Source organism: Rickettsiales bacterium (assembly GCA_035765535.1).
In the GTDB taxonomy this organism is placed as follows: Bacteria; Pseudomonadota; Alphaproteobacteria; order Rickettsiales; family JABCZZ01; genus JABCZZ01.
In genome coordinates, this window is the sequence record DASTXE010000003.1 from 71,844 (window position 1) to 94,509 (window position 22,666).

At 54.1% G+C, this 22,666-nt stretch carries 20 protein-coding genes; 7 read left to right on the plus strand and 13 right to left on the minus strand.

From position 1 onward, the window contains the following. Positions 1 to 8: 8 nt before the first annotated feature. Positions 9 to 2,657, plus strand: a complete 2,649-nt coding sequence (gene alaS, locus VFT64_03345; protein HEU5046855.1) for an alanine--tRNA ligase — start codon at positions 9 to 11, stop codon at positions 2,655 to 2,657. Between the two features lie 48 nt (positions 2,658 to 2,705). Here the strand turns inward: alaS and VFT64_03350 are convergent, their stop codons facing one another. The 5 genes from VFT64_03350 to VFT64_03370 form a co-directional block, all read right to left on the minus strand. Next, positions 2,706 to 3,542, minus strand: coding sequence for a tetratricopeptide repeat protein (locus VFT64_03350; protein HEU5046856.1), 837 nt, complete (start codon positions 3,540 to 3,542; stop codon positions 2,706 to 2,708). Positions 3,543 to 3,769: 227 nt separating this feature from the next. Beyond that, positions 3,770 to 4,705 (minus strand): prepilin-type N-terminal cleavage/methylation domain-containing protein, encoded by a 936-nt coding sequence (locus VFT64_03355; protein HEU5046857.1) that lies wholly within the window; start codon positions 4,703 to 4,705, stop codon positions 3,770 to 3,772. Next, positions 4,702 to 6,105 carry a sigma-54 dependent transcriptional regulator gene (locus tag VFT64_03360; GenBank protein HEU5046858.1) on the minus strand — a complete coding sequence of 468 codons (1,404 nt, stop codon included), beginning with the start codon at positions 6,103 to 6,105 and terminating at the stop codon, positions 4,702 to 4,704. Before VFT64_03360 ends, VFT64_03355 begins: the two co-directional genes overlap by 4 nt. 80 nt (positions 6,106 to 6,185) lie before the next feature. Further along, entirely contained in the window at positions 6,186 to 8,357 is a 2,172-nt protein-coding gene (locus VFT64_03365; protein ID HEU5046859.1) for a PAS domain-containing sensor histidine kinase, read from the minus strand. After that, positions 8,354 to 9,040 (minus strand): GNAT family N-acetyltransferase, encoded by a 687-nt coding sequence (locus VFT64_03370; protein HEU5046860.1) that lies wholly within the window; start codon positions 9,038 to 9,040, stop codon positions 8,354 to 8,356. Before VFT64_03370 ends, VFT64_03365 begins: the two co-directional genes overlap by 4 nt. A 167-nt stretch (positions 9,041 to 9,207) precedes the next feature. On the opposite strand from VFT64_03370, the gene glmM reads away from it, so the two are divergent. The 3 genes from glmM (at position 9,208) to thiD (ending at position 11,926) form a co-directional block, all read left to right on the plus strand. After that, a complete protein-coding gene (glmM, locus tag VFT64_03375; GenBank protein ID HEU5046861.1) occupies positions 9,208 to 10,557 on the plus strand; it encodes a phosphoglucosamine mutase in 1,350 nt (449 codons plus the stop codon). Between the two features lie 138 nt (positions 10,558 to 10,695). Further along, positions 10,696 to 11,079 (plus strand): hypothetical protein, encoded by a 384-nt coding sequence (locus VFT64_03380; protein HEU5046862.1) that lies wholly within the window; start codon positions 10,696 to 10,698, stop codon positions 11,077 to 11,079. Continuing rightward, the gene (gene thiD / locus VFT64_03385; protein HEU5046863.1) at positions 11,072 to 11,926 is read left to right on the plus strand and encodes a bifunctional hydroxymethylpyrimidine kinase/phosphomethylpyrimidine kinase; all 855 of its coding nucleotides are present in this window, start codon (positions 11,072 to 11,074) and stop codon (positions 11,924 to 11,926) included. Before VFT64_03380 ends, thiD begins: the two co-directional genes overlap by 8 nt. Here the strand turns inward: thiD and VFT64_03390 are convergent. Both VFT64_03390 and VFT64_03395 read right to left on the minus strand, forming a co-directional pair. Then, positions 11,898 to 12,854 (minus strand): fatty acid desaturase, encoded by a 957-nt coding sequence (locus VFT64_03390; protein ID HEU5046864.1) that lies wholly within the window; start codon positions 12,852 to 12,854, stop codon positions 11,898 to 11,900. The two genes, thiD and VFT64_03390, sit on opposite strands and share 29 nt — an antisense overlap. A gap of 2 nt (positions 12,855 to 12,856) precedes the next feature. Then, complete coding sequence (locus VFT64_03395; protein ID HEU5046865.1) at positions 12,857 to 13,594, minus strand: class I SAM-dependent methyltransferase; 738 nt, start codon at positions 13,592 to 13,594, stop codon at positions 12,857 to 12,859. Between the two features lie 91 nt (positions 13,595 to 13,685). Here VFT64_03395 and VFT64_03400 point away from each other — a divergent pair, with 91 nt between their 5' ends. Further along, positions 13,686 to 14,732: a Gfo/Idh/MocA family oxidoreductase gene (locus tag VFT64_03400; protein ID HEU5046866.1), complete on the plus strand. Its 1,047-nt coding sequence runs from the start codon at positions 13,686 to 13,688 to the stop codon at positions 14,730 to 14,732. Continuing rightward, positions 14,729 to 15,868, plus strand: a complete 1,140-nt coding sequence (locus VFT64_03405) for an ATP-grasp domain-containing protein (protein ID HEU5046867.1) — start codon at positions 14,729 to 14,731, stop codon at positions 15,866 to 15,868. Before VFT64_03400 ends, VFT64_03405 begins: the two co-directional genes overlap by 4 nt. On the opposite strand, the gene VFT64_03410 is transcribed toward VFT64_03405, so the two are convergent. Beyond that, on the minus strand, positions 15,865 to 16,971 hold the full coding sequence (locus VFT64_03410) for a DegT/DnrJ/EryC1/StrS family aminotransferase (GenBank protein HEU5046868.1): 1,107 nt from the start codon (positions 16,969 to 16,971) through the stop codon (positions 15,865 to 15,867). The two genes, VFT64_03405 and VFT64_03410, sit on opposite strands and share 4 nt — an antisense overlap. Then, on the minus strand, positions 16,968 to 18,161 hold the full coding sequence (locus tag VFT64_03415) for a hypothetical protein (GenBank protein ID HEU5046869.1): 1,194 nt from the start codon (positions 18,159 to 18,161) through the stop codon (positions 16,968 to 16,970). The genes VFT64_03410 and VFT64_03415 overlap by 4 nt, the downstream gene beginning before the upstream one ends. 86 nt (positions 18,162 to 18,247) lie before the next feature. Here VFT64_03415 and VFT64_03420 point away from each other — a divergent pair, with 86 nt between their 5' ends. After that, on the plus strand, positions 18,248 to 19,330 hold the full coding sequence (locus VFT64_03420; protein ID HEU5046870.1) for an FkbM family methyltransferase: 1,083 nt from the start codon (positions 18,248 to 18,250) through the stop codon (positions 19,328 to 19,330). Here the strand turns inward: VFT64_03420 and VFT64_03425 are convergent. The 4 genes from VFT64_03425 to rlmH form a co-directional block, all read right to left on the minus strand. After that, positions 19,327 to 19,542: an alkylphosphonate utilization protein gene (locus tag VFT64_03425; protein ID HEU5046871.1), complete on the minus strand. Its 216-nt coding sequence runs from the start codon at positions 19,540 to 19,542 to the stop codon at positions 19,327 to 19,329. The genes VFT64_03420 and VFT64_03425 overlap by 4 nt on opposite strands. A gap of 19 nt (positions 19,543 to 19,561) precedes the next feature. Next, positions 19,562 to 21,079 carry a 2,3-bisphosphoglycerate-independent phosphoglycerate mutase gene (gpmI, locus tag VFT64_03430; protein HEU5046872.1) on the minus strand — a complete coding sequence of 506 codons (1,518 nt, stop codon included), beginning with the start codon at positions 21,077 to 21,079 and terminating at the stop codon, positions 19,562 to 19,564. Then, entirely contained in the window at positions 21,076 to 21,753 is a 678-nt protein-coding gene (gene phoU / locus VFT64_03435) for a phosphate signaling complex protein PhoU (protein HEU5046873.1), read from the minus strand. The genes gpmI and phoU overlap by 4 nt, the downstream gene beginning before the upstream one ends. A gap of 348 nt (positions 21,754 to 22,101) precedes the next feature. Further along, complete coding sequence (gene rlmH / locus VFT64_03440) at positions 22,102 to 22,560, minus strand: 23S rRNA (pseudouridine(1915)-N(3))-methyltransferase RlmH (protein HEU5046874.1); 459 nt, start codon at positions 22,558 to 22,560, stop codon at positions 22,102 to 22,104. Between the last annotated feature and the right edge of the window lie 106 nt (positions 22,561 to 22,666).

The following is a 22,666-nucleotide window of genomic DNA, read 5'->3' on the forward strand; positions in this document are numbered from 1 at the left end:
TTCCGGCCATGAAACACAGCCTTAACGACATACGTTCGACGTTCCTGGATTTCTTTGCCCGCAACGGGCATGAGAAAGTCGCTTCCAGCTCGCTCGTGCCGCATAACGACCCGACCCTGATGTTCACCAACGCAGGGATGGTGCAGTTCAAAAACGTGTTTACGGGCATGGAAAAACGCCCGTATTCGCGTGCGGCCACGAGCCAGAAATGCGTGCGCGCAGGCGGCAAGCATAACGATCTGGACAATGTCGGCTATACGGCAAGGCATCACACATTTTTCGAGATGCTCGGAAATTTCTCGTTCGGCGATTATTTCAAAGACCGCGCGATCGAACTGGCCTGGAAACTGGTGACGGAAGAGTTCGGGTTGCCGAAGGAAAAACTGTGCGTAACTGTGTATCACACGGACGACGAAGCGTTTAACCTGTGGAAGAAGATCGCTGGCCTGCCGGAAAGCAAGATCATCCGAATCCCGACGAACGATAATTTCTGGTCCATGGGCGATACCGGCCCGTGCGGCCCGTGCTCGGAAATTTTTTACGACCACGGCGAATCCATTCCCGGCGGTCCTCCGGGCAGCCCGGATGAAGATGGCGACCGTTTTATCGAAATCTGGAACCTCGTCTTCATGCAGTATGAGCAGGTGGACAAGGACACGCGCAACAGCCTGCCCAAACCCTCCATCGATACCGGCATGGGGCTGGAGCGCACCGCTGCTGTGATCCAGGGCGTGCATAACAATTATGATATCGACTTGTTCCGCCATTTGATCGAAGCTTCGCAGCATGAATCCCGCAATGCGAACCCGGATCAGCTCGTTTCGCACCGCGTGATCGCGGACCATCTGCGTTCGACTTCATTCCTGATTGCAGACGGCGTGATGCCTTCCAACGAAGGGCGCGGTTATGTGCTGCGCCGTATCATGCGCCGCGCGATGCGCCATGCGCACCATTTGGGCTGCAAGGAACCGCTGATGTATCGCCTCGTGCCTGCGCTCGTGCATGAAATGGGTGAGCATTATCCTGAGCTTTCCCGTGCGCAGGTGCTGATCACGGAAACGCTGCGCCTTGAAGAAGAACGCTTCCGCCAGACGCTCGACCGCGGCCTGAAACTGCTGGAAGACGAGACCTCCCGCATTGCCTCCGGCGGCACGCTGGCGGGCGATGTGGCTTTCAAACTCTATGACACGTATGGCTTCCCGCTGGACCTGACGCAGGATATTCTGCGCGGGCAGGGCAAGACGGTCGACACTCCCGGCTTCGAGAAATCCATGCTCGAACAGAAGGAACGCGCACGTGCGGCATGGTCCGGTTCGGGCGATAAAGCTACGGGCCGCATCTGGTTTGAGATCAAGGAAAAAGTCGGGCCGACGGAATTCCTGGGCTATGCGCAGGATACAGGCGCGGCGGAATTGCTGGCCATCGTTGTGGACGGCCAGGAAGTGAGCGAAGCGGCTGCTGGCACGGAAGCCACGCTTATCTTCAACCAGACGCCTTTCTACGGTGAATCCGGCGGCCAGATGGGTGACAAGGGAATCGTGACAGGCAACACGCTGCTGGCAGAGATCAGCGATACGCAGAAGCCGCTGGAAAATTTCCATACGCACAAGGCGCTGCTGAAAGCTGCGATGAAAGTGGGCGACCGCGTGACGCTGAGCATCGACACGGAAAACCGTGACCGCATGCGCGCCAATCACTCCGCCACTCATATATTGCATGCCGTTATGCGCAGGCAGCTGGGTGAACATATCACGCAGCGCGGCTCGCTGGTAGCGCCCGACAAACTGCGCTTTGACGTAAGCCACCCGAAAGCGCTGACGAAGGAAGAAATCGCTGCGGTAGAAAATGAAGTCAACCGCATCGTCTGGCAGAACAGCCAGGTATCGACGCGCCTGATGACCCCGGATGAAGCCGTAAAGCAGGGAGCGATGGCGCTGTTCGGCGAGAAGTACGGCGACGAAGTGCGCGTAGTCAGCATGGGGCTTGGCGAAGGTCCGCAGAGCTATTCCGTGGAACTGTGCGGCGGTACGCATGTGCGTGCGACCGGCGATATCGGCATGTTCAAGATCGTGAGCGAAGCAGCGGTCGCCGCAGGGATTCGCCGTATTGAAGCCGTCACGCGTGACGGGGCATTCGCATATCTGGCCGAACAGGATGCCCGCATGCGCGATATGGCGCAGCAGTTTAAGACCACGGCTGCCGAAGTGCCGGAGAAAATCACCGCGCTGATGAACGAACGCAAGAAGCTCGAAAAAGAGCTTGCAGAAGTGAAGAAGCAGCTCGCATTAGGAGATAGTAAGAAGGCAGAGCCAGAAAATGTTGGGGGATTGACATTTCTTGGTATGGCTTACGAAGGTCTTGACCCCAAACAATTAAGAGATGTTGCTAATAATTTTGTAAAACAAGTAAATGTAGTATTAGCATCCACGTGCACAGAAGATAAAGCTTCAATAGTAATTGGGGTAAATAAAGAAGTTCTTAGCACAGTTACTGCCATTGAATTAATTCAAAAAGCTGTAGAAGTTGTTGGTGGAAAAGGTGGTGGTGGTAAACCAGATATGGCGCAAGGTGGTGGCCCTGACGGACATAAGCTGCAAAGTGCTATTACAGCTGTAAAAGAGTTAGTAAGAACTAAAGGCGAAAATTCTAATAAATAGTTTTTGAAGCGAGCATTCACAGCAAGGCTTAGTAGAACTTTAATAGTCTTAAGGAATAGGCGGGATGCTGAGAATCGTGCTTGCCGGCGGAATCGCAGCTTCACGGTTTTTCACGCCGCCTTTTTTCGCCAGCATATTATAGAAACGCACATTCTCCTGCGCCTGCTTGGGCGGCAGGTCTTTGAGTGCGTAAGTGAGGGCATTGTCGTTATCGCCTTTCAGGCCGTAAGCCAGCGCCAAATTCTGGCGCACCTGCGGCGTGCTATCGGGTGAGCGTGCGAGCGGTAGTAATATTTCGATCGCCTTCTCATAATTCCTGCCAAGAATATACGACATTGCGTAATTGGCGCTGAAGAGCATCTCGTTGCCTGGATCCAGGCTGAGCGCCGTGCTGTAAGCATTACGCGCATGGGTATAACGGCCGAGCATATCCAGCGCCACTCCCTTGCTGTTGTAAAGCAGCGCATCGTTGCTGGTGGTTTCCAGTGCCTGGTCCAGCATGTCCAGCGCATCTTTCGGCTTGCCCATGCCGATATAGATATTCGCAATTTCACGCATGACATCGGTATTGTCCGGATAGTCTTTCTGCGCCTCTTTCAGCAGCGGAAGCGCGAGATGCTCACCGTGATGGCGGCGGTAGAAATCCGCAAGCTCCAGGCGCGTCTTAACGCTTCTATCCTTGCTGAACGCTTCCTTGAAATAATGCTCGGCTGACGGAAAATCACCCCCGGCTTCGGAAGCATGGGCAAGCTTCAGGGAAATTTCGCTGCTGTTTTCACGCATTGCCTTGGCATTGGCTTTCGCGGCTTCGCTCTCACCGACATTACAGCCGGTAAGCGATGTAGCGGCCAGTGACAGAACCAGAAGGAGGGACAGATAACGCATGGCGAACCCTGTATATAAGACTGATTAAGGGAAGATGATAATCGGCGCGCCGTAAAGTGGCAAGGAGCAAAAAACATCAGATACTGGAACAAGAGCGAAGCAAGCAGGTTGAGCCCCCAGTCGGCGAAGGCGTCAGGCTTATCGTAATACTATCGTGGATACAGAGGAAGAGCGAAGCGACGACCCCTTTAGAGGGGGTAAGCGTAAGCGAAGGGGCGATATACTCGCTATTGAAGCTCAGAAGACGTCGCCATTTCAGAGCGCGTCTTGTAACGCACGACATCGTCAAATCCAGCAGTTAGCGTGCCGCTGGAACTATTTGTTTGGGTTTTCTGGATGAAGATACGATCGAATGTCGTGGCCGTTGCACTGCTGTTGCAATGGCAGTTCTTCTGCTCGTCGGTATTCGTTGATCCTGAGCTGTAGCGTGTGGCGAGCGTTATGGAGCTGCTGATATTCCTGACCCAGCTTCCGTGTCCGTCCTTTCCAAAAGCAACGATTGCATATACTGCAGAAGAGGTAAGAGCGTTGGCAAGAGAATCACTGGTGCTGTACTTGATCTCAATAGCGCCCGGTGTTCCTGTGCCGGAAGTGGTAACAGGATAGGTAAGGAAAGCCCCTGTTGCCGTCATGCGCTTATCGATAACATAGAGCAATTTACGGCCCCATGGATCGTAAGCATATTTATCCGACATTCCGAGTGTTTTTGTCGGCAGTGCACCTGCGACAACCTGACTGACGGTAGTGGCATCGCCATCAGGGTCGGCCGCACTGTTGATGAAATTATAACCTGTACAGTTGCCGTCGGCCAATGTATCCGTCTGCACGCCGAAAGAGGAAGAATTCTCCGCAACGGTAAGGTCTGCCGGGCAGGGAAGGGTTCCGTAAGCGATTCGGTAGTTGAGTAATGTCGCTTCGATCGTATCCAGCGAAGCATTAAGTGCATTCATTTTATTGGTATCGGAGATAGCGGAAGCGTAACGCAGGGCTGCAGCGGCCAGCAGCGCGAGCACCATCACGACAACAGAGAGTTCTAAGAGAGTAAAAGCGGAACGAAAGGAGGGGGCGTGGATACGCGGAGGAGTTCTATACGACGACCCTGCAGGGGAATTCCGGCGGAGCCGGAATGGGGGCAGCGTGCCCCCCATCAAAAAACTTCTCATGCGACTTTCTCTTCTTTTTCCTCGGCGCTGCCGATGCCCAGCAGTTTCAGCTTGCGGTGAAGTGCGGAACGTTCCATGCCCACAAAGCAGGAAGTCTTGGAGATATTACCGCCGAAACGGTTGATCTGTGCAGCCAGATATTGCTTCTCGAACAATTCGCGTGCTTCGCGCAGCGGCATGGACATGATATCGCTGTTGACTTCCGGGCGCATGACGACCGCGTTGGTTTCGAACAGCTCCTTCGGCAGCATATCGGATTTGATGGGGGCTTTGCTGCCACCGGGCGCCATGATCAGCAGCCATTCCATCATATTGCGCAAATGACGCACGTTGCCCGGCCAGTGGTAAGCCTGCAGCACGGCAATTGCATCTTCGGTGATCTCACGCTGGCTAAGGCCGGAAGTTTCAGCGGCGCGCTTCAGGAAGTAACGGCAGAGTTCAGGAATATCTTCGCGGCGTTCCTTCAGCGCAGGCATGCGGATCGGCACGACATTGAGACGGTAATACAGATCTTCGCGGAAGCGGCCTGCGGCAATCTCCGCGGAGACATCGCGGTTGCTTGCGGCGATGACGCGTACATCCACCTGCACTTTTTTATTGCCGCGCACACGCTCGAAAGCCTGTTCCTGCAGCAGGCGCAGCAGGCGTGCCTGTGTCTCCAGCGGCATGTCGGTCACTTCATCGATAAAAAGCGTGCCGCCATGCGCGCGCTCGAACAGGCCGACTTTTTCAGCGCCGCCGCCCGGAGAGGAATCTTCAATACCGAACAGTTCCACATCAACACGTTCAGTCGTCATGCTGGCGGCATTCATCACCACGAACTCACCCGTAGCGCGACGGGACTTGTTATGGATGAGGCGTGCGATGACTTCCTTGCCGCTGCCTGCAGGGCCGCTGATCATGATGCGGCTGTGCGTCGGTGCGATTTTCTCGACCGCCTGACGGATGTGATTGACGGTATTGGAGGTGCCGATCAGATGCGACTCAGCAGCACCGCGCAGTTTCAATTCGTTGTTCTCACGGCGAAGCTTGGAATGCTCGAGCGCGCGACGCGTGACGGAAATGAGATGGTCTGCCTGGAAGGGTTTTTCAATGAAATCGTAAGCCCCCATTTTGATGGCGGAGACAGCGGTCTCGATATTGCCATGGCCGCTGATCATGATCACAGGCAGGCCCGGATATTTTTTCTGCACCAGCTCCAGAATGCCAAGCCCATCCAGTTCGCTGCCATGCAACCAGATATCCAGAATCAGGAGACTCGGAACGCGTTCTGCAAGCGCTTTAATGGTGCTGTCACTGTCTTTGGCGGAGCGGGTATGGTAGTTTTCATCTTTCAGGATATCCGACACAAGTTCGCGGATATCAGCTTCATCATCAACGATCAGGATGTCAGCGGTCATACAGGCTCACAAATACTATATATTGTTTCAGAGTCGGTCTAATTAACCTATTACTATAACATGATACATTTATGCAATATCTAAGTCACATTTTTATCACTGTAAACAGGTAAAGTAATCGTGACGCAGGCCCCGCCTTCCGGCAGGTTTTCAAGGCTGAGCTGGGCTTTATGATCATCAATAATTTTTTTGACGATGGCGAGCCCTAATCCCGTTCCCTTGGCGCGGGTTGTGACATAGGGCTCCAGCAGACGCGTCATCTTATCCGGCGGAAAGCCCGGGCCGTTATCGCTGATGCGCAGTTTGCACAGGCCGTTTTCCTGCTGGCATTGCACGGTGATGATGCCTTTAAGCTCCGGTATATTTTCCATCGCCTCGGCGGCGTTTTTCAGAATATTGAGTAGCACACGGCTGAACTGTTGCTCATCGCAGAGAATGTAAAGCGGTGAAGCAGGCAGATCGAGATGATAGGTAATATCCGTATGCGCGGTCTGTTCGGAAAAAACAGCCTTGCGAATGACACTGGTAATGTCTTCGCTCTTGATGGAAGGAGCGGGCATGCGTGCGAATGTGACGAACTCCTCCACGATCCTTCCGATATCGCCGATATGACGCGCGATCGTGTCGAGATATTTGACGTAGTTTTCCGTGTCCGAAACAATCTGCGGCAGGTATTTTTTACGCAGGCGCTCCGTGGAAAGCTGGATCGGTGTGAGCGGATTCTTGATCTCATGCGCAACACGTCGCGCCACATCCGCCCAGGCGGCGCTGCGCTGCGCGACAAGCAGTTCGGTAATATCGTCGAACGTGAGAATATAACCATCGATCTTGCCCTGAAAGCGCTCCACCGAAAGCCGCACATGCAGCACATGGGATTTGTCTTCGCGCGTGATCGTGATTTTGTCCTGGCAAAGCATTTCAGGATTGGCTTCCGCACGATTGAATATCTCTGCAAACTCCGGCACGATGCCGGTGATAAGGCGCCCCCTCAGCGCCGTATCCTGCGGCACAAGCAGCAGGTTTGCGGCTACCGGATTGGCAAGCGTCACGACCTTCTCGCGCGTGAGCGCTACGATGCCAGCAGAAACGCCGGAGAGCACGGCTTCCGAAAAGCGCCGCCTCGTGTCGAGCTGGCGGTTGGCTTCGATCAGGTCACCGCGTTGCCGCTCAAGTTCTGCCGTCATACGGTTGAAAGCGCGCGACAGCGTTGCGATTTCGTCGTTCTTCGGGCCCTCGGCAACCGTCGCGGTGAAGTCACCGGCACGCACGCGTTCCGCCGCCTTCACAAGCCGCGTGATCGGGTGGATCAGGCGCGAGGCGAAATACATGCCGTACCACACAGCGGCAAACAGCAGCAGCATCGCAAGTACAATGAAGACGATGAAGAACTGCACCTGCTTGGCCGTAATGTTTTCCTTCAGGCGCAGATATTGCTGATAGCTGCCGTTTGCCGTATCCATATAGTTGATGACTTTATTGTCGATCAGGCGGCCGACGAGAAGATAAGTGTTAGGCGCGTAAACACTGTGCAATTTGATGAGCGCGCGTACTTTATCCGTGCCCTCGAGTTTCACCACGACATCGCCGCGTTCCGCGATTTCCAGATCGCTCGCTGGAATCTGCTCGAATGCCAGCGAGAAAGACAGGCGCGACTGCGCGATGATATGGCCCGGCTGGAACAGCACCGCTTCCGACAGCGAACGCAGCGCCACTTGCGTGTTAAGAATATTGTTGATCTCCTGCGCGGTAGGAGTGCCGTATTCAAGATCGTGCGCAATATCGCCCGCCATTGCCATCGCATCGCCGCGGATAGTGTATTTATGTTCTTCGATATAGCTCTGCGCCACGCGTTCCGATTCTTCCAGCGCGGTGCTCACACGGTCGTCGAACCAGGTCTGGATACCGAGATTGAAAAAGAATGCGGAGAAGACGGAGACTACGACGGTCGGCAGAATTGCCGTGATGGAAAAGACCGTGACCAGCCTTGTCTGCAGACGCGAGCCTGCAGAGCCGCTTTTAAGTGAAGTCCACAGCCTCATGGCGCGGCGTATGACAATGGCGGCGAAGATGAGAGAGAAAATGCCGAGCGTCGTCAGCAGCAGGAACGTATGCGGATTGTTTGTAATCTGCCCGGCATTGCGCGTGATGGAAACGTAACAAATCAGGACCGTGGTGAATGCCGCCAGCAGCAGCAGCGCCACGAGCGTGCGCGTGCGTGTCAGCAGGCTAAGCAGCGGCGCAGCCCGGTTCATAAAGTAATCCCCAACTCGACGATTTTCTTATGCAGCGTGTTGCGGTTGATGCCAAGAATCTTCGCAGCCTTGAGCTGATTGCCACCCGTGGCGGCGAGCGTGACCTCGATCAGCGGCTTTTCGAACAGCGGCATCATGAGATCGTAAATCCCCGAAGAGGGGAGCGATTCGCCGTGCGAATCGAAATAAGCCTGCACATGACGGCGGATCAGCTCGGGCAGGGAGGGCTGGCTCACCAGCGGCGCGGGCGGGCGGGCGGAGTCCGAAATATAGCAGCGGAAGGCGTAGCGTTTCTGTCCCGGTATGAAATCGTCCAAGGTAGCAAATTCATCATAACCGAGCTTGCGGTAAAATTCCGGCGCCTGCCAGCTCTGCGTCCAGACTTCGATACCGCTTAAGCCCATCTCCTTGGCCTTCGACTTTGCAAGCTCCATGAGCTTGCTGCCGAGCCCTATGCGGCGCATGTTTTCCTGAACCCAGATCATATCCACATGCAGCCAGTTCAGGAACACCTTCCCGATAAGGCTGCCTACCAGCGTTTCTTCCGTATAGGCAAGCAACCCGAAGGGGAAATGATCCACGCTCACGCCGAGCGCCTGCGCGCTGAGGTCTAAAAGCTGGTTGGCCGTAGCGGCGATTTCTTGCTGTGTCGGGGGACGGAACTGAAATGCAATTTCTGACATAATTAGTATTTAATATAATAATTTACTATGATAAAGCAGGAAATCGGCCGTGGTGAACGCTGCGGGCAAAGGAATAATCCCTATCGCAGCTGGCTTAGGCAAAGCGCGCGGGAAGAAGAAATTAAAAGGAAGGATAACGTTATTCTTCTAATAAGTATAGGAATATTATGACAAAAGAACGTATTTATTTCGGCACGGACGGTATCAGGGGCAAGGCCAACACCGCTCCCATGACCACGGATATTGCCGTGAAGCTCGGCCAGGCGGCAGGACAGCTTTTTCTGCGCGGCGACCATCGCCATCGCGTCATCATCGCTAAAGACACGCGCCTTTCAGGCTATATGATCGAGCCCGCGCTGACCGCCGGATTCATTTCCGCCGGGATGGACGTGGTGCTGGCAGGCCCGCTTCCCACTCCCGCTGTCGCCATGCTCACGCGCAGCATGCGCGCGGATCTGGGCGTGATGATTTCCGCCTCGCATAATCCGTTTTACGATAATGGCATCAAGTTATTCGGCCCTGACGGCTACAAGCTTTCCGATTCTAAGGAACATACGATTGAAAATATGATGCGCACCGGGGACATCAAACTTGCAGCCCCCGATAAACTCGGCCGCGCCCGCAGGCTGGAAGACGCGCGTGGACGTTACATCGAATTCATCAAAAATACATTCCCGAAGAAACTGCGCTTAGGTGGTTTGAAAATCGTGATCGATTGCGCGAACGGTGCGGCTTACAGCATTGCACCGGAAGTGCTCTATGAACTGGGCGCGGAAGTAATTTCGCTGGGCGTAAACCCGGACGGTTTTAACATCAACAAGGATTGCGGTTCCACGAGCCCGGAAAATGTCTGTGCAGCGGTGATCTCGCACGGCGCGGATCTCGGCATTGCGCTAGACGGCGATGCGGATCGCCTCGTCATGTGCGACAGCAAGGGCGCGCTGATCGACGGTGATCTGCTCATGGCGATGATCGCAACCTACTGGCACAAGAACAGCATGCTCAAGGGTGGTGCAGTTGTTGCAACGGATATGTCCAACCTTGCCTTTGAACGTTATCTCGGCGGACTTGGCCTGAAGCTGCACCGCGCCAAGATCGGTGACCGTTATGTGGTCGAATCCATGCGCAGTGAAGGCTGCAATGTCGGCGGCGAACAATCCGGCCATATCGTGCTGAGCGATTATTCCACGACCGGCGACGGTCTGCTCGCAGCACTGCAGGTGCTGGCGGTGATGCTCGAGTCCGGCAAGTCGCTGCGAAAGGTGAGCAACCTCTTCACGCCGATGCCGCAGGTGCTCAACAACGTGCGCTTCAAGGCGGGCACAGCGCCGCTGGAACGTAAAGCGGTGGAAGAAGTGATCAAATCCGTGAAAGGCGAACTCGGCAAAACCGGCAGGCTGCTCGTGCGCAAGTCCGGCACGGAACCGCTCATCCGCATCATGGTGGAAGGCGAAGACGAAAACCAGATTCAGGAACTCGCGGACCGGATCGGTGAAGCGATCAAGGAAGCGGTATAAGGAAACAAAGGGGCTGAATTCAAATTCAGCCCTTTTTTATAGGCACCGCATTAGGGAGTATGACTCCATTATGCTCTACCCTAAGCTGTAAAAATGGTTTATCCTCGCCTTCCCTAAACATTCTGAGAAGGAACCTTTATGCCGGATTTTAAACTGCCTTTGTCGGGCGATGTTACGCAAACCATTAATCCATGGAATTTCTGGTGCAATCCGGTAGGAAGCCAGCTTGGCCTGTTCAATATCAATTTCGGCACGTCTTCCAATCCGGCAGTGGAAGAGCAGGTGCTTTCAGACGTGGCAAGTTATGGCAAACAGCTCGGGCGCATCGGGGATGCGCTGTCCGTGCTGCTGAAACATTTTCATCCTAAGGAAGCGTTAAACGCCCATGAAAAAAAGGCGCTGAACGATCTGAAGCGCATGCTCGAAGAAATCGATAACGTCAAAACCCGCCATGCGCAAAACCCGGAAGCGGTTTCGTTATGTGCGACCAATATAGAAACCAATAAGGTAAGTAATGGCTGAAGAAGCATCACCTGCGGGCACACAACAAGGTCGCGTTCTCATCGTTGCGGGTTCGGATTCCGGCGGTGGCGCCGGGATTCAGGGCGATATTAAAACCGTCACCATGCTCGGCGGCTATGCGGCAACCGCGATTACCGCACTGACGGCGCAGAATACACGCGGCGTTTTTGGCATTCACCCTGTGCCTGCGGAATTCGTTGCGCAGCAGATGCGCCTCGTGCTGGAGGATATCGGCGCGGATGCGATCAAGACAGGCATGCTGCTCAATGCTTCGATCATTGCAGCCCTTGCGGAGGTACTGGAGGAATATCCGGATATTCCGCTGATACTCGACCCGGTCATGGTGGCCAAAGGCGGTGCGCCGCTGCTGGAGCCGGAAGCGATCGAACTGCTCATGAAATATCTGATCCCGCGCGCGTATCTTCTGACGCCCAATATCCCGGAAGCGGAACTGCTGCTGGGAACGCGCTGGTATGAAGACAATAATCAGGAAAATACCGATGCCGCGGAAAAACTGCTGACGCTCGGATGCAGGAATGTTTTGCTCAAAGGCGGCCACGCAGAGGGAGCAGATGTGACGGATATTCTTGTTGCGAGCGATGATGCAGGGCAAACGACCACCAGCACCTTCACTTCCCCGCGCTTCCACACACCGCATACACACGGAACGGGCTGCACGCTGGCCTCAGCGGTCGCAACAGGCATTGCGCAAGGGCTGGAACTGGAACAGGCGGTAATTCGCGCCCGCGCTTATGTGCAGGAAGCCATCCGCACCGCGCCGGGGCTCGGCCACGGCCACGGCCCGCTGAACCACAGGGTTAAAGATCCTTCTGCGAATGTATCCTGAGCATTTCCCGCATCAGCCTGTAAAGTCCTATAGCAGGCTTGGGAAGGTCATGCGCGAGCATGCCGCTTAAATGTTTCAGCCGGAAAAACGGCACAGCCGGGAACATATGATGCTCCACATGGTAATTCATCTGCCAGTAAAGGAATGCAAGGAAAGGGTGAAGCATGACGGTGCGTGTATTGGTTCGGTAATCCTCGGTACCGGCCTGCATGCCGTAATGCTGCGCCTGTGCCAGCACCCGGTTCACAAGCGTGAAGAAGAACGGCGCCAGATTGATCAGCAATATATATTGCCAGTAACCGCTGAGCATAAAAAGAAGGGCGGTAATGGCATGAAAGGCCAGCACGAATCTTGCCCATAACACAAGCCGTTTTCGCTGCGGTGATTCCAGAGGAAAAAGCCGGTTGCCGAATTCGCCTTTAATGATATTCCGTGCGTTTTCCGAAAGAATCTGCACTGCTCGGGCGAACAGGCGGAAATCGAAAAACAGCAATGTGACCATATCCTGAAGCACCAGTGTCTGCGGGAGTCTTACTTCGCCGTCCAGATCGCCATATACCGTATATTTGTGGTGCAGGAGGTGACTTCTCCTGAAGTACAGAAAGTTGTTCCAGGTCAGTAAAGACACCAGCATGAAAAAGAAATCATTAAGCCGCGAGCTTTTAAAAACAGTGCGGTGATTCAGCTCATGGCCGAGCCCGGCATAACCTAGAAACGAGAAAATCATTCCATGCAGCATCAGAAGTAGCGGCAGCAAGTAATATATCCCCTGCGCATAGCAATACAGGAATAAATAGCCGGTACAGAAAAGCAGCCCGAAATGCAGGCCCACAAAAACGAAACCCCGCAGGTTGCTGCGGGCCATCAGCGCATGCAGTTCTTCCTGAGGAATGGGCGTCCGGTACCATTGAACGGTCGGCGTAGCCATGATTAGCCCCCATGCTGCAGCAGATTCCGGTAAGCCCCGTTGAGCTGGAACACCAGCATCGTATGTTCCACATGGTATAGCGGATAGCGCAGGCTATGTTCACCGTCGATAAAGCGTGTCACATCGCCGTGAATGGCAGAGCGGTAATCATGCCAGAGAATGACGGAATCTTCCTTCGCCATCTTCAGCGCATTCTGCGTGTCGATTTTCACCGTCTCGTAATCATGCCCGCCATCGATAAAGATATAGCCGAACCTATCCGCAAGCTCCTGCTTTGTAACATCGAGCGTGCGACTGTCCTGATAAAGCCTTGTGACTTTGCGCTGCGTTTCCGGTGCAGCGCGGTCGAGATAGATCGCTCCGCTCTGTGCAAAAGAGCGCCGCAGGAAAGCATCATTATCATCCGCATTATGCAATATATCCTGCCCGCTGCTTTGATTTTCAGGCAGCGCAGCCGTGTCGATATCGAGCGTCGTAACTTTAACGTCGCTTTCCGAATTCTCAGCAAGCAGTAGGGTGGAGGCACCCAGATACGTGCCGAACTCGAATATCTCCCGGGGCTTGCATAATTTATACAGCGAAACGAGGATACTGCTTTCAAGAAGCGTGAGCCCGCCTATGCCGGTGGGAGGGATATTTACTTTGAAGCTGACATTGGTATTCTGGTTGCGGGCTTCGATCTCCCCGAACACGACTTTAGGTCTGATGGTGCGAACCTGACTGGCCGGCGAATCCTGCATAAGCTTTCCTTGGGATAAAAATCTATATAAATATACGTGTTTTAAGGCGCATTGTCATGTATCAATATCAAAAACGGCTTTAACGGACATTATGCAAATCATCTCGCTTGCCGTGGTCGGCCCCGGCCTGATCGGAAGTAAACATATCCGCCTCGTGCAGGCAAACCCCTCCTGCCGTCTGGCCGCCATCGTCGCGCCGGATAATGCGCATAACTATCCCAAGGCGGAAGCGGCTGGCGTGCCTCTGTACCATACGATCCCTGAATTGTTGGAAAAGGAGAAAGTGGACGGCATTATCATCTCTTCTCCGAGCAATTTCCATGTCGAACAGGCGCTTTTTTGTGTCGATGCCGGAATTCCAGTATTGCTGGAAAAACCTATCTCCACTTCCTATCAGGATGGACTTCGCCTGCTTAAGCGCGTGGAAGAAAAGAAGGCGAAGCTGATCGTCGGCCACCACCGCATTCATAATGCGATCATGAAAACGGCGGCGCAGATCATCCGCAGCGGCACGCTGGGCGAAGTGGTAGCCGTCACGGGTGCGGCGCTACTATGCAAGCCTGCCGATTATTTCGAGAAAGGCCCGTGGCGCAAGGAAATAGGCGGCGGGCCCATCCTTATCAACCTGATTCACGATATCGGCAATTACCGCATGCTGTGCGGGGAGATTGCCTCGGTGCAGGCCATCGCCTCCAATAAACGTCGCGGCTTTGCGGTAGAAGATACGGTCGTCATCAATTTCGAATTCGTAAACGGGGCGCTGGGAACATTCGTGCTGTCAGACATCGCAGCGTCCTGCGCAAGCTGGGAGCATGCTTCCGGCGAGAACCCCGATTTCCCCTATTATCCGAATGAGGATTGCTACACGGTTTCCGGCACGCGCGGCTCGCTTTCCATCCCTTCCATGCGCATCCATAAATTCGCGGACGGCACGGAAGCCTCTTGGCTGCGTCCCATGGAGGCAAAAACCATTCCGTTTGAAAGAAGAGACCCGCTTGCCACACAGCTTGAGCATTTCGTGAATGTCATTCGTGGCACGGAGGCGCCTATTGTCACAGCATATGAAGCGCTGCAGAACGTCAAGGTGATCGAAGCCATCCGGCAATCCATCAGCAACCATTCGGTCGTGAAGGTATGAAACAAGCCAAGAAAGTTCTGCTATGCGATGCGGCATTCAGCGTGCTGCCCATTCTGGATGCCCTGCAGGAAAGAGGGTATTTCGTGGGCGTCTGCGGCGGCAGGCCGGAAGACCCGTGCCATGCGCTGGCGGATGAATCGCTGCTGGTCAATTATGCGGATATTGATCGGGTGGCAGAATTATTCCGGCAGAAAGAATATGACTATATCGTGCCCGGCTGCACGGATGTGTCTTACGTAACCTCATGCCATATCGCTAACCGTTTCGGACGGCCCGGTTTCAACGGGCTCGAAACCCTGCCGCTGTTTCAGGATAAGGCGGCATACCGGCTTAATTGCCTGCAGAACGGTATTCCTGCGCCTGCCTTCACGCGGAGTTTCGAAGAAGCGAAAGGTTTGCATTTTCCGCTTCTGGTCAAGCCAGTCGACTCTTTCAGCGGCCGCGGCATTGTAAAGGTGGGAAACCCTGCCGAACTCACGCAGCCGCAAGGCGGCGGGGAATATATTTACGAAGAATTCGTGGAAGGCAAACTCTACAGCCATTCCGCGATTATCAAGGGCGGCCGCATCCTGATCGACTTTTTTGTGAATGAATATTGCACCGTCTATCCTTATCAGGTGAACAGCTCACATGTTGCTGTGTCGCTCGGCGAAGATGTCCGCCGTCGCATCCGGCAAAGCATGGAGCGTTTTATTGCGGTCAACAGCCTGTGTGACGGGCTGCTGCATACACAACTGATCGTGAATGGAGGGCAGTTCTGGCTAATCGAGGCGGCAAGGCGCTGCCCCGGCGATCTCTATAGCCTGCTGATCCACAACGCTACGGGCATTAATTATGCCGATCTTTATAGCAGAAGCTTCTGCCGGGAAGCGGTGACGTTGCAAAAGGCGCAATATGAAGTCAGGCCCATTTCCCGCCATACGGTGAGCGTGCGCAAAGACGGCATATTCATGTGCGCAGGCCTCAATATGCCGTTTAAGGAAAGCAGCTATATATCTTTGCGTAAAACCGGGGAAGCCTTAAAGGCCGCACCTTATGACCGGGCAGGAATCTATTTCCTCACGCACGATTCGCTCGAGCGCATGGAAACGCAGACGGAGCGGCTGGTCGATCATGTCGAGATAGAAATGCGTTAGGCTTTTGCTGCCGCCTGAATATGGTCGCAGATCTGATCTACAATATCCAGTTCAAGGTCCGGATAAATCGGCAGGCAAAGAATTCTGCGTGAGATAACAGTGGCATGGGGAAGGTTCTCAGGCGCCGAGGACGGCATGCCGCGATACATTGGGAATTCGGAAATCAGCGGATAGAAATAGAGGCGCGTGTAAATGCCTTTCTCCCGTAACGATGCATGCAGCACATCGCGCGACAGGGGAGCATCCACTAATATGGGGAAATAAGCATAATTCGGCTCGCTCTGCTCGTCCCGTGCCACAAACGTGATGCCCGGTACGGACTTCAGCCTCTCGCGGTACAGCGTATCGATGACTTTGCGTTTCTTCAGTACTTCATCGAACGATTTCAATTGCAATAGCCCGAGCGCGGAATTGAACTCGCTCATCTTGCCGTTAATGCCGGGGGCAACGACCTTGGTTTCGTTCACAAAACCGAAATTCTTCAGCTGGTCGATACGGAGTTTGGTCTTCTCGTCATGGCAGACGATGGCGCCGCCCTCGAACGTATTGAACACCTTTGTCGCGTGGAAGCTTAGCACGCTCATATCGCCGTGGTTCAGCAGGCTTCCTTCATTATGATACTGCACGCCGAACGCATGCGCGGCATCGTAAATCACCTTGAGGTTATACGTATCCGCAATATGCTGGATCTGCTCCACATTGCAAGGGTAGCCATAGCAGTGCACAGGCATGATGGCGGTGGTGTGCGGCGTAATGGCGGCTTCGATCTTGGCGGGATCGAGATTCAGCGTATGCGGGTCGATATCCACAAACACGGGCTTAATAGCATTCCATAACAGCGCATGCGAGGTGGCAACGAAAGAGTAGGGAGTGGTGATAACTTCGCCCGTGATACGCAGTGACTGTAGAGCCGTCAGCAGCGCGATCGTGCCGTTGGTGAACAGACAGATATGCTTTACGCCCAGATATTCGCACAGCGCATCCTCAAACTTCTTGTGGAACGGGCCGTTATTGGTCAGCATCTTATTGTCCCAGATTTCCTGAAGATAGGGGATGAACTCCTCCAGCGGCGGCAGATGGGGGCGCGTTACGTAAATCGTCATGGCTTCCTCATGGACTGCATATGGATATCGAGGGATTGAATGAAAGCATTGGCAGCATTCACACTGCGATATTCACGCGAGAATGCGATGCCCAGCTCCCAGTGGCGCGCCGGGTTGCTCATCACCTGCTCGCACCGCGCCTCCAGGGTACCGGGCGTGAAATTGTAAAACAGGTCTGCATAATCCCTGAAGCGGGGAAGGCGGCTGCTGAGATCCGTATCGGTCAGAAAGGGGGTTTCATTGGCAATAGCGCGCAGGCTTCTATCGTGAAATCCCCTGTAAGGGCTGACATCCAGCAGGCCATATTCGCTATAGTATAGTTTCTTGGATTCCGTCATGTTCAGGCCGTCCAGAAACTCATGATTGGGGTTGGGAACGGCTTTGATTTTATCCCATCCCTTACCGAATATCCTGACTGGGTAATCGCGCATACGCTTGAGCAACTCCACCGACTTGAAATAGCGGAAATAAAGATCAATCTGCCCATGCAGCAGGAACAGCGCCCGGTAATTTTCCTTGCGGTGCATGACATGCATTACGCTGTCCGCCGCGATAGCCTTGTCGAGTATGTCATGAAAATCGACAAAGCGCTCGCTGCTCATAACCGCGGCTTTGATCTGCTCTGCTACACCCATGAAGAAATTAAAAATCTCTGCGCTGAGCGTCTTCTTCCAGCCTTGTTCAAGCTCGTCCGGATGCACGAGGTTTTTTATCAGCACGAAATAACGGCCTTCGGGCTTCCCGGTAGGAGGCGAATAGATATCCAGCGGGCAGAAATAAGTCATGGCCGCGCCGGTCTTCGTGCGCAGATACTGGTTGCTGAAATAGCAGGCGCTGTCATCGTAATACAGATGCTTGCATAAAGGGCTATCCAGCATATGGTTCGCAGGCATGATGGAAGGATGATCAGCATGGGCGCAGATCAGCGGGATACCCAGGTAATCCCACAGGCTCATCTCGCTTTTGCCCGGTGGCGTGATGGTAAGCGTCGAGCCCAGCCCCTGTGCAGTGAGAACGCATTCGATGCCTTCTTCCTTCTTGCTCTCCAGCAATTTCACAAGCTGCGGGTGTTCGACGTCCACAATCTCCGAATCCCTGCCATGATCTCGCAGATAATGCGTAAAAAGTCGGTTGCCATAGGTAAAAGGATCGTTATCCCCTTTACCCCAGTTCAGGATGATGATCTTCATGCTGGTAATGCGGCTGTTATCTCTTTATGATTGAAGAAGTCTCTCTGAATTAGGATTAGACGAATATAGCAGCGACTGCAATCTTTATGGTTTTAAACGTAGCATACCCAGGCACAGGAGAGATAAGTAAGCAGCAGCGCGAAGTAGCGCGCGATGTTATATCCGCCGCCGGAACTTGCTATGTGATCGGAAAGAATGGTGCTTCAGAAGCCCTGATTGCGCGTGGAGGCATTGCAGGTGTGATTGACGATAACGCTGCGCCCGGAACCCTGTGGAACGGCGTGCCTGCCGTGAAATCCTCCGAACTGGGCAAGGACGCAATGGTCGTAAACTGCTCATTCTCCATCAGCCCGGTTTCCGTGCACCGCATGCTGGAAAAACGGGGTGTCAGGCATATTCCTTACTATGTGCTGCCGGAAGTAGATCCGAATATAGCTTTGCCGGATTTCGTGCAGGAATTTCGCAGCGATTTTAAAGCGCACCGGAAAGAATGGGATGCGCTTTATACGCTGCTCGGCGACGAGGAATCGCGTCGCATTCTGACGGATATAGTAAATTTCCGCCTGTCCGGCGATTACCGTTTCATGATGGAGTATTCCGTTCGCTTCAAGGATCAGTATTTTGACCCGATCGTGAAAACCGGGCCGGAGGAAGTGTTCGTGGATTGCGGCGGATTCGACGGCGATACTATTCTCGAATTCATTAAACGTTACGGACAGTACAAAAAGATAGTAATGTTTGAACCCTCTGCCGAAAACTTCAACCGCGCACAGGCCAATCTCGCGCAGCATGAAAACATCGAACTGGTGATGGCCGGAGTGTCGGATGTGCTGGGGACATTATCCTTCAGCGGGCAGGAAGGTTCCGCAAGCCATATCGATGCACAGGGAGCAACTGCAATCATGGTAGAAACGCTGGATCACCATATTCGGGAATCCATCACGTTCATCAAAATGGATATTGAAGGCTGGGAACAGAATGCACTCAGAGGCGCGGAAGTTCACATAAAGCAGGACCACCCGAAACTGGCAGTCGCCGTCTATCACAGCGCGCAGGATTTCTGGCAGATTCCGAAGCTGGTGCGCGGCATGCGCAACGATTACCGCATTTATCTGCGGCATTACAGCGAAGGCTGGTCGGAAACGGTGATGTATTTTATTCCTGCTTAAGCTTTCTTGAGGAAGCAGGTTTTCAGCACCAGCCCCTTAACCTTCTCGGCGTTGCACTCAATTTCTTCCGGATCGCCCGTCAGGCGGATATTCTTGACCATCGTGCCACGCTTCAACGTGACGGAAGTGCCTTTCACCTTCAGGTCTTTAATCACGGTCACAGAGTCACCGTCTGCCAGAATATTGCCGTTGCTATCGCGTGCTTCTTCCATAAATCATTCCTAATATTTTTTATAGCAGACTCTGGCCGGTCATTTCAGCAGGCTGGGGTAGCCCCATCAGCGCAAGCACGGTCGGTGCAACGTCGGCAAGCCTGCCTTCTTTAACGCGGAGTTTCTTTCCTTCCAGTCCCGGCCCTGCAATGATGGCAGGCACTAGATTCAGCGTATGCGCCGTATGCGGCTGCTCGGTGTCTTCGTCGTGCATTTTTTCGGCGTTGCCATGATCGGCGGTTATAAACATGGCGCCGCCTTTCTTTGCAACAGCCTGCCAGACACGGCCGACACATTCATCCACGGCTTCCACGGCCTTCGTCGCGGCTTTCAAATTGCCCGTATGGCCGACCATGTCGCAATTAGCATAGTTGACGACAATGAAGTCGAACTTGTCGCTCTCGATGGCTTCCACGAGCTTGTCGGTCACAAGATAGGCCGACATCTCCGGCTGCAGGTCATAGGTCGCAACGTTCGGGGAGGGGATCAGGATGCGCTCTTCACCTTTGAAAGGCTGTTCGCGCCCGCCATTGAAGAAGAAGGTGACATGCGCGTATTTCTCGGTTTCGGCAATATGCAGCTGCGTGAGCCCGCGTGCTTCCAGCACATCGCCCAGAATATTCGTAAGCTTCTCTGCAGGAAATAAAGTGCTCAGATGCTTGTTCAGTTCGACCGAATATTCCGTCATGCCAAGCCGGGCGGCAAACTCCACGATCTTCGTGCGTACAAAGCCTTTGAAAGCAGGATCGACCAGAGCCTGCAGGATTTCGCGGGCACGGTCGGCACGGAAATTCGCCATCAGCACGCCGTCGCTGTCTTTCATCCCAGCATAATCGCCAAGCGGTGCGGGCATCACGAACTCGTCGTACTTGCCTGCCTTATAGCTGGCTTCAATCGCTTCCTCGGCATTCGCAAAGCGTGTGCCGGTGGCGGCGGTCATCGTGTCATAAGCAAATGCCACGCGGGCCCAGCGATTGTCGCGGTCCATCGCGTAATAACGTCCGCTGAGCGTGGCGATGCGTGCCTGCGGGAAGGCCCGCATCAGATCGGCCACGTAACGCTTTGCGCTTTGCGGCGGTGTATCGCGCCCGTCAAGGAAGGCGTGGATGTAAACCGGAATACCCTGGGCATGCAGCAGCGAGCCGAGTGCCGCGATATGGCTTTGGTGGGAATGCACGCCGCCTGGGGAAAGCAGGCCCAGCAGGTGGGCCGCACCGCCGGTTTGCTTCAGCGTGGCGATGAAGGTGATGAGCTCAGGATTCAACGCAAGCGATCCGTTAGCGATAGCCTGATCGATACGCGGCAGGTCCTGCATGAGCACGCGGCCGCTGCCGATATTCATATGGCCGACTTCGGAGTTGCCCATCTGCCCGTCCGGCAGGCCGACGGAAAGGCCGGAAGCATCAATCAGCCCGTGAGGATACTGTGCTTTCAGGCGGTCGAGATGAGGAGTGCGCGCGCCGGCAACAGCGTTATTCGCGGCATCGGGGTTCTCGCCGAAGCCGTCGAGGATAGCAAGCAGAACAGGTTTAGTCATGAAGCGGTCTTACCTTTGAGGACATTCTTATCCGGCTGGCGGCCGGTGGTAACATAATAAACGGTGCGTGCAAGGCTCGTGGTGTAGTCTGCAACACGTTCGAAATTCTTGTTGGCAAAGATGAAATGCGTAATGGCTTCAACGCTGTCCGGATGTTTCTGCATTTCCTCCTGCAGCACTTTCAGGATCTCCATATAGAGATCGTCCACTTGCTTGTCGCGCCGCCAGACATCGATGGCGAGTTCCGGGTCGCGTTTTTCCACGGCGGTGAGCGCGTCTGTAATCATTGCCTGGATGATATCCACCATCCGGCTGAGTGGGTCCATTATCCTGTCCGGTGTATAGGTGCCGAGCTTGAGAGAGCGCTTGGTAGTATTTTTAGCCAGATCGCCGGAATGTTCCAGATCGCTTGCAATACCGAGCGCAGAAGTCACGAAGCGCAAATCATCGCCCATGGGGCTGCGGAAAGCGAGCATCATGGTAGCCTGTTCGTTGATGCTGCGGTCGAGCTCGTTAACCTTTTTGTCGAGGTCGCGTACTTTTTCCTTATGGGCGTCATCTTTGGCCGTGAGCGAGTTCAGCGCGGCTGAGATCATTTCTTTCACCAGCGCGCCCATCTCCATGATGGAGCCCGTCAGCTTCTGCAGTTGCCAGTTGTAGGACTGAAAAGTCATTGTAAGTGCGCCCGTTAGTATAAAAGTTAATACCCGACAGTATAAGCGCAATATCCGCCGCCCGCAAGGTGATAAACCAAATATTCCTGTGAAATCCCGGAAATCGTCCAGCAGATTCTTAGTGGCACGCGCGGTCAGAAGGCCGCGCCCTTTAGTCGCCGCAGGCGTCAGGTTCATTGCGCAGGCCAGCAGGCCGTAGCGGGAACAATCAAATATATCTCGTGGGTACGAGGAGGAGTTCTACACGACGACCCCGCGCGCGCCGGGTTGGCCTAGGGCGGCGGCGCGCAAACAAAAACCGCGGAGCGAGGGGTAAGCGAAGCGAAGGGGCGAACTACGCTTGCCCCCTTACTCTCTATGATAAGGATGATTATTCAAAATCGTATAAGCCCTGTATAGCTGCTCTGCAATCAGCCCCCGCACGAGCAGATGCGGCCAGGTGACGCGCCCGAAGGAGAGCAGCAGATTGGCGCGTTTGCGGACTGATTCGTGCAGCCCGTCCGCACCACCGATAATGAAGGCGATTTTGCGGTCTCCCGCATCCTCACGCCTGCGTAAATGCGAGGCGAATTCCTGGCTGCCCATTTCCCTGCCGGTTTCATCGAGTGCTATGATATGGTCCGCTTCTTTACAGGCGCCAAGCAGCAGCTCGGCCTCCTGCAATTTCTTTTGTTCGGGTGGCAGGGGCTTCTTGATATCGAATTCCTTCAGGGTCGTTTTCCACAGCAGACGCTTCGTATAATGCTCGTAGAGCGCAGCTTCGGGGCCGGATTTGAATTTCCCGATAGTGGCAAGGAGAATGTGCATGAAAACAGGTACAGAAATTAAATATGCAAAGGACTGTCAGCGATTTCCTCTTTGAAAGAGGTAGCACGCAGTGCATCGGGCGGTGGATGCGCCCTCACGCTAAAAA

Excerpts from the sequence above, each read along its gene's own strand:
- alaS (HEU5046855.1), top strand. The coding sequence starts at position 9 with ATGAAACACAGCCTTAACGACATACGTTCGACGTTCCTGGATTTCTTT.
- VFT64_03350 (HEU5046856.1), bottom strand. The coding sequence starts at position 3,542 with ATGCGTTATCTGTCCCTCCTTCTGGTTCTGTCACTGGCCGCTACATCG.
- VFT64_03355 (HEU5046857.1), bottom strand. The coding sequence starts at position 4,705 with ATGAGAAGTTTTTTGATGGGGGGCACGCTGCCCCCATTCCGGCTCCGC.
- VFT64_03360 (HEU5046858.1), bottom strand. The coding sequence starts at position 6,105 with ATGACCGCTGACATCCTGATCGTTGATGATGAAGCTGATATCCGCGAA.
- VFT64_03365 (HEU5046859.1), bottom strand. The coding sequence starts at position 8,357 with ATGAACCGGGCTGCGCCGCTGCTTAGCCTGCTGACACGCACGCGCACG.
- VFT64_03370 (HEU5046860.1), bottom strand. The coding sequence starts at position 9,040 with ATGTCAGAAATTGCATTTCAGTTCCGTCCCCCGACACAGCAAGAAATC.
- glmM (HEU5046861.1), top strand. The coding sequence starts at position 9,208 with ATGACAAAAGAACGTATTTATTTCGGCACGGACGGTATCAGGGGCAAG.
- VFT64_03380 (HEU5046862.1), top strand. The coding sequence starts at position 10,696 with ATGCCGGATTTTAAACTGCCTTTGTCGGGCGATGTTACGCAAACCATT.
- thiD (HEU5046863.1), top strand. The coding sequence starts at position 11,072 with ATGGCTGAAGAAGCATCACCTGCGGGCACACAACAAGGTCGCGTTCTC.
- VFT64_03390 (HEU5046864.1), bottom strand. The coding sequence starts at position 12,854 with ATGGCTACGCCGACCGTTCAATGGTACCGGACGCCCATTCCTCAGGAA.
- VFT64_03395 (HEU5046865.1), bottom strand. The coding sequence starts at position 13,594 with ATGCAGGATTCGCCGGCCAGTCAGGTTCGCACCATCAGACCTAAAGTC.
- VFT64_03400 (HEU5046866.1), top strand. The coding sequence starts at position 13,686 with ATGCAAATCATCTCGCTTGCCGTGGTCGGCCCCGGCCTGATCGGAAGT.
- VFT64_03405 (HEU5046867.1), top strand. The coding sequence starts at position 14,729 with ATGAAACAAGCCAAGAAAGTTCTGCTATGCGATGCGGCATTCAGCGTG.
- VFT64_03410 (HEU5046868.1), bottom strand. The coding sequence starts at position 16,971 with ATGACGATTTACGTAACGCGCCCCCATCTGCCGCCGCTGGAGGAGTTC.
- VFT64_03415 (HEU5046869.1), bottom strand. The coding sequence starts at position 18,161 with ATGAAGATCATCATCCTGAACTGGGGTAAAGGGGATAACGATCCTTTT.
- VFT64_03420 (HEU5046870.1), top strand. The coding sequence starts at position 18,248 with ATGGTTTTAAACGTAGCATACCCAGGCACAGGAGAGATAAGTAAGCAG.
- VFT64_03425 (HEU5046871.1), bottom strand. The coding sequence starts at position 19,542 with ATGGAAGAAGCACGCGATAGCAACGGCAATATTCTGGCAGACGGTGAC.
- gpmI (HEU5046872.1), bottom strand. The coding sequence starts at position 21,079 with ATGACTAAACCTGTTCTGCTTGCTATCCTCGACGGCTTCGGCGAGAAC.
- phoU (HEU5046873.1), bottom strand. The coding sequence starts at position 21,753 with ATGACTTTTCAGTCCTACAACTGGCAACTGCAGAAGCTGACGGGCTCC.
- rlmH (HEU5046874.1), bottom strand. The coding sequence starts at position 22,560 with ATGCACATTCTCCTTGCCACTATCGGGAAATTCAAATCCGGCCCCGAA.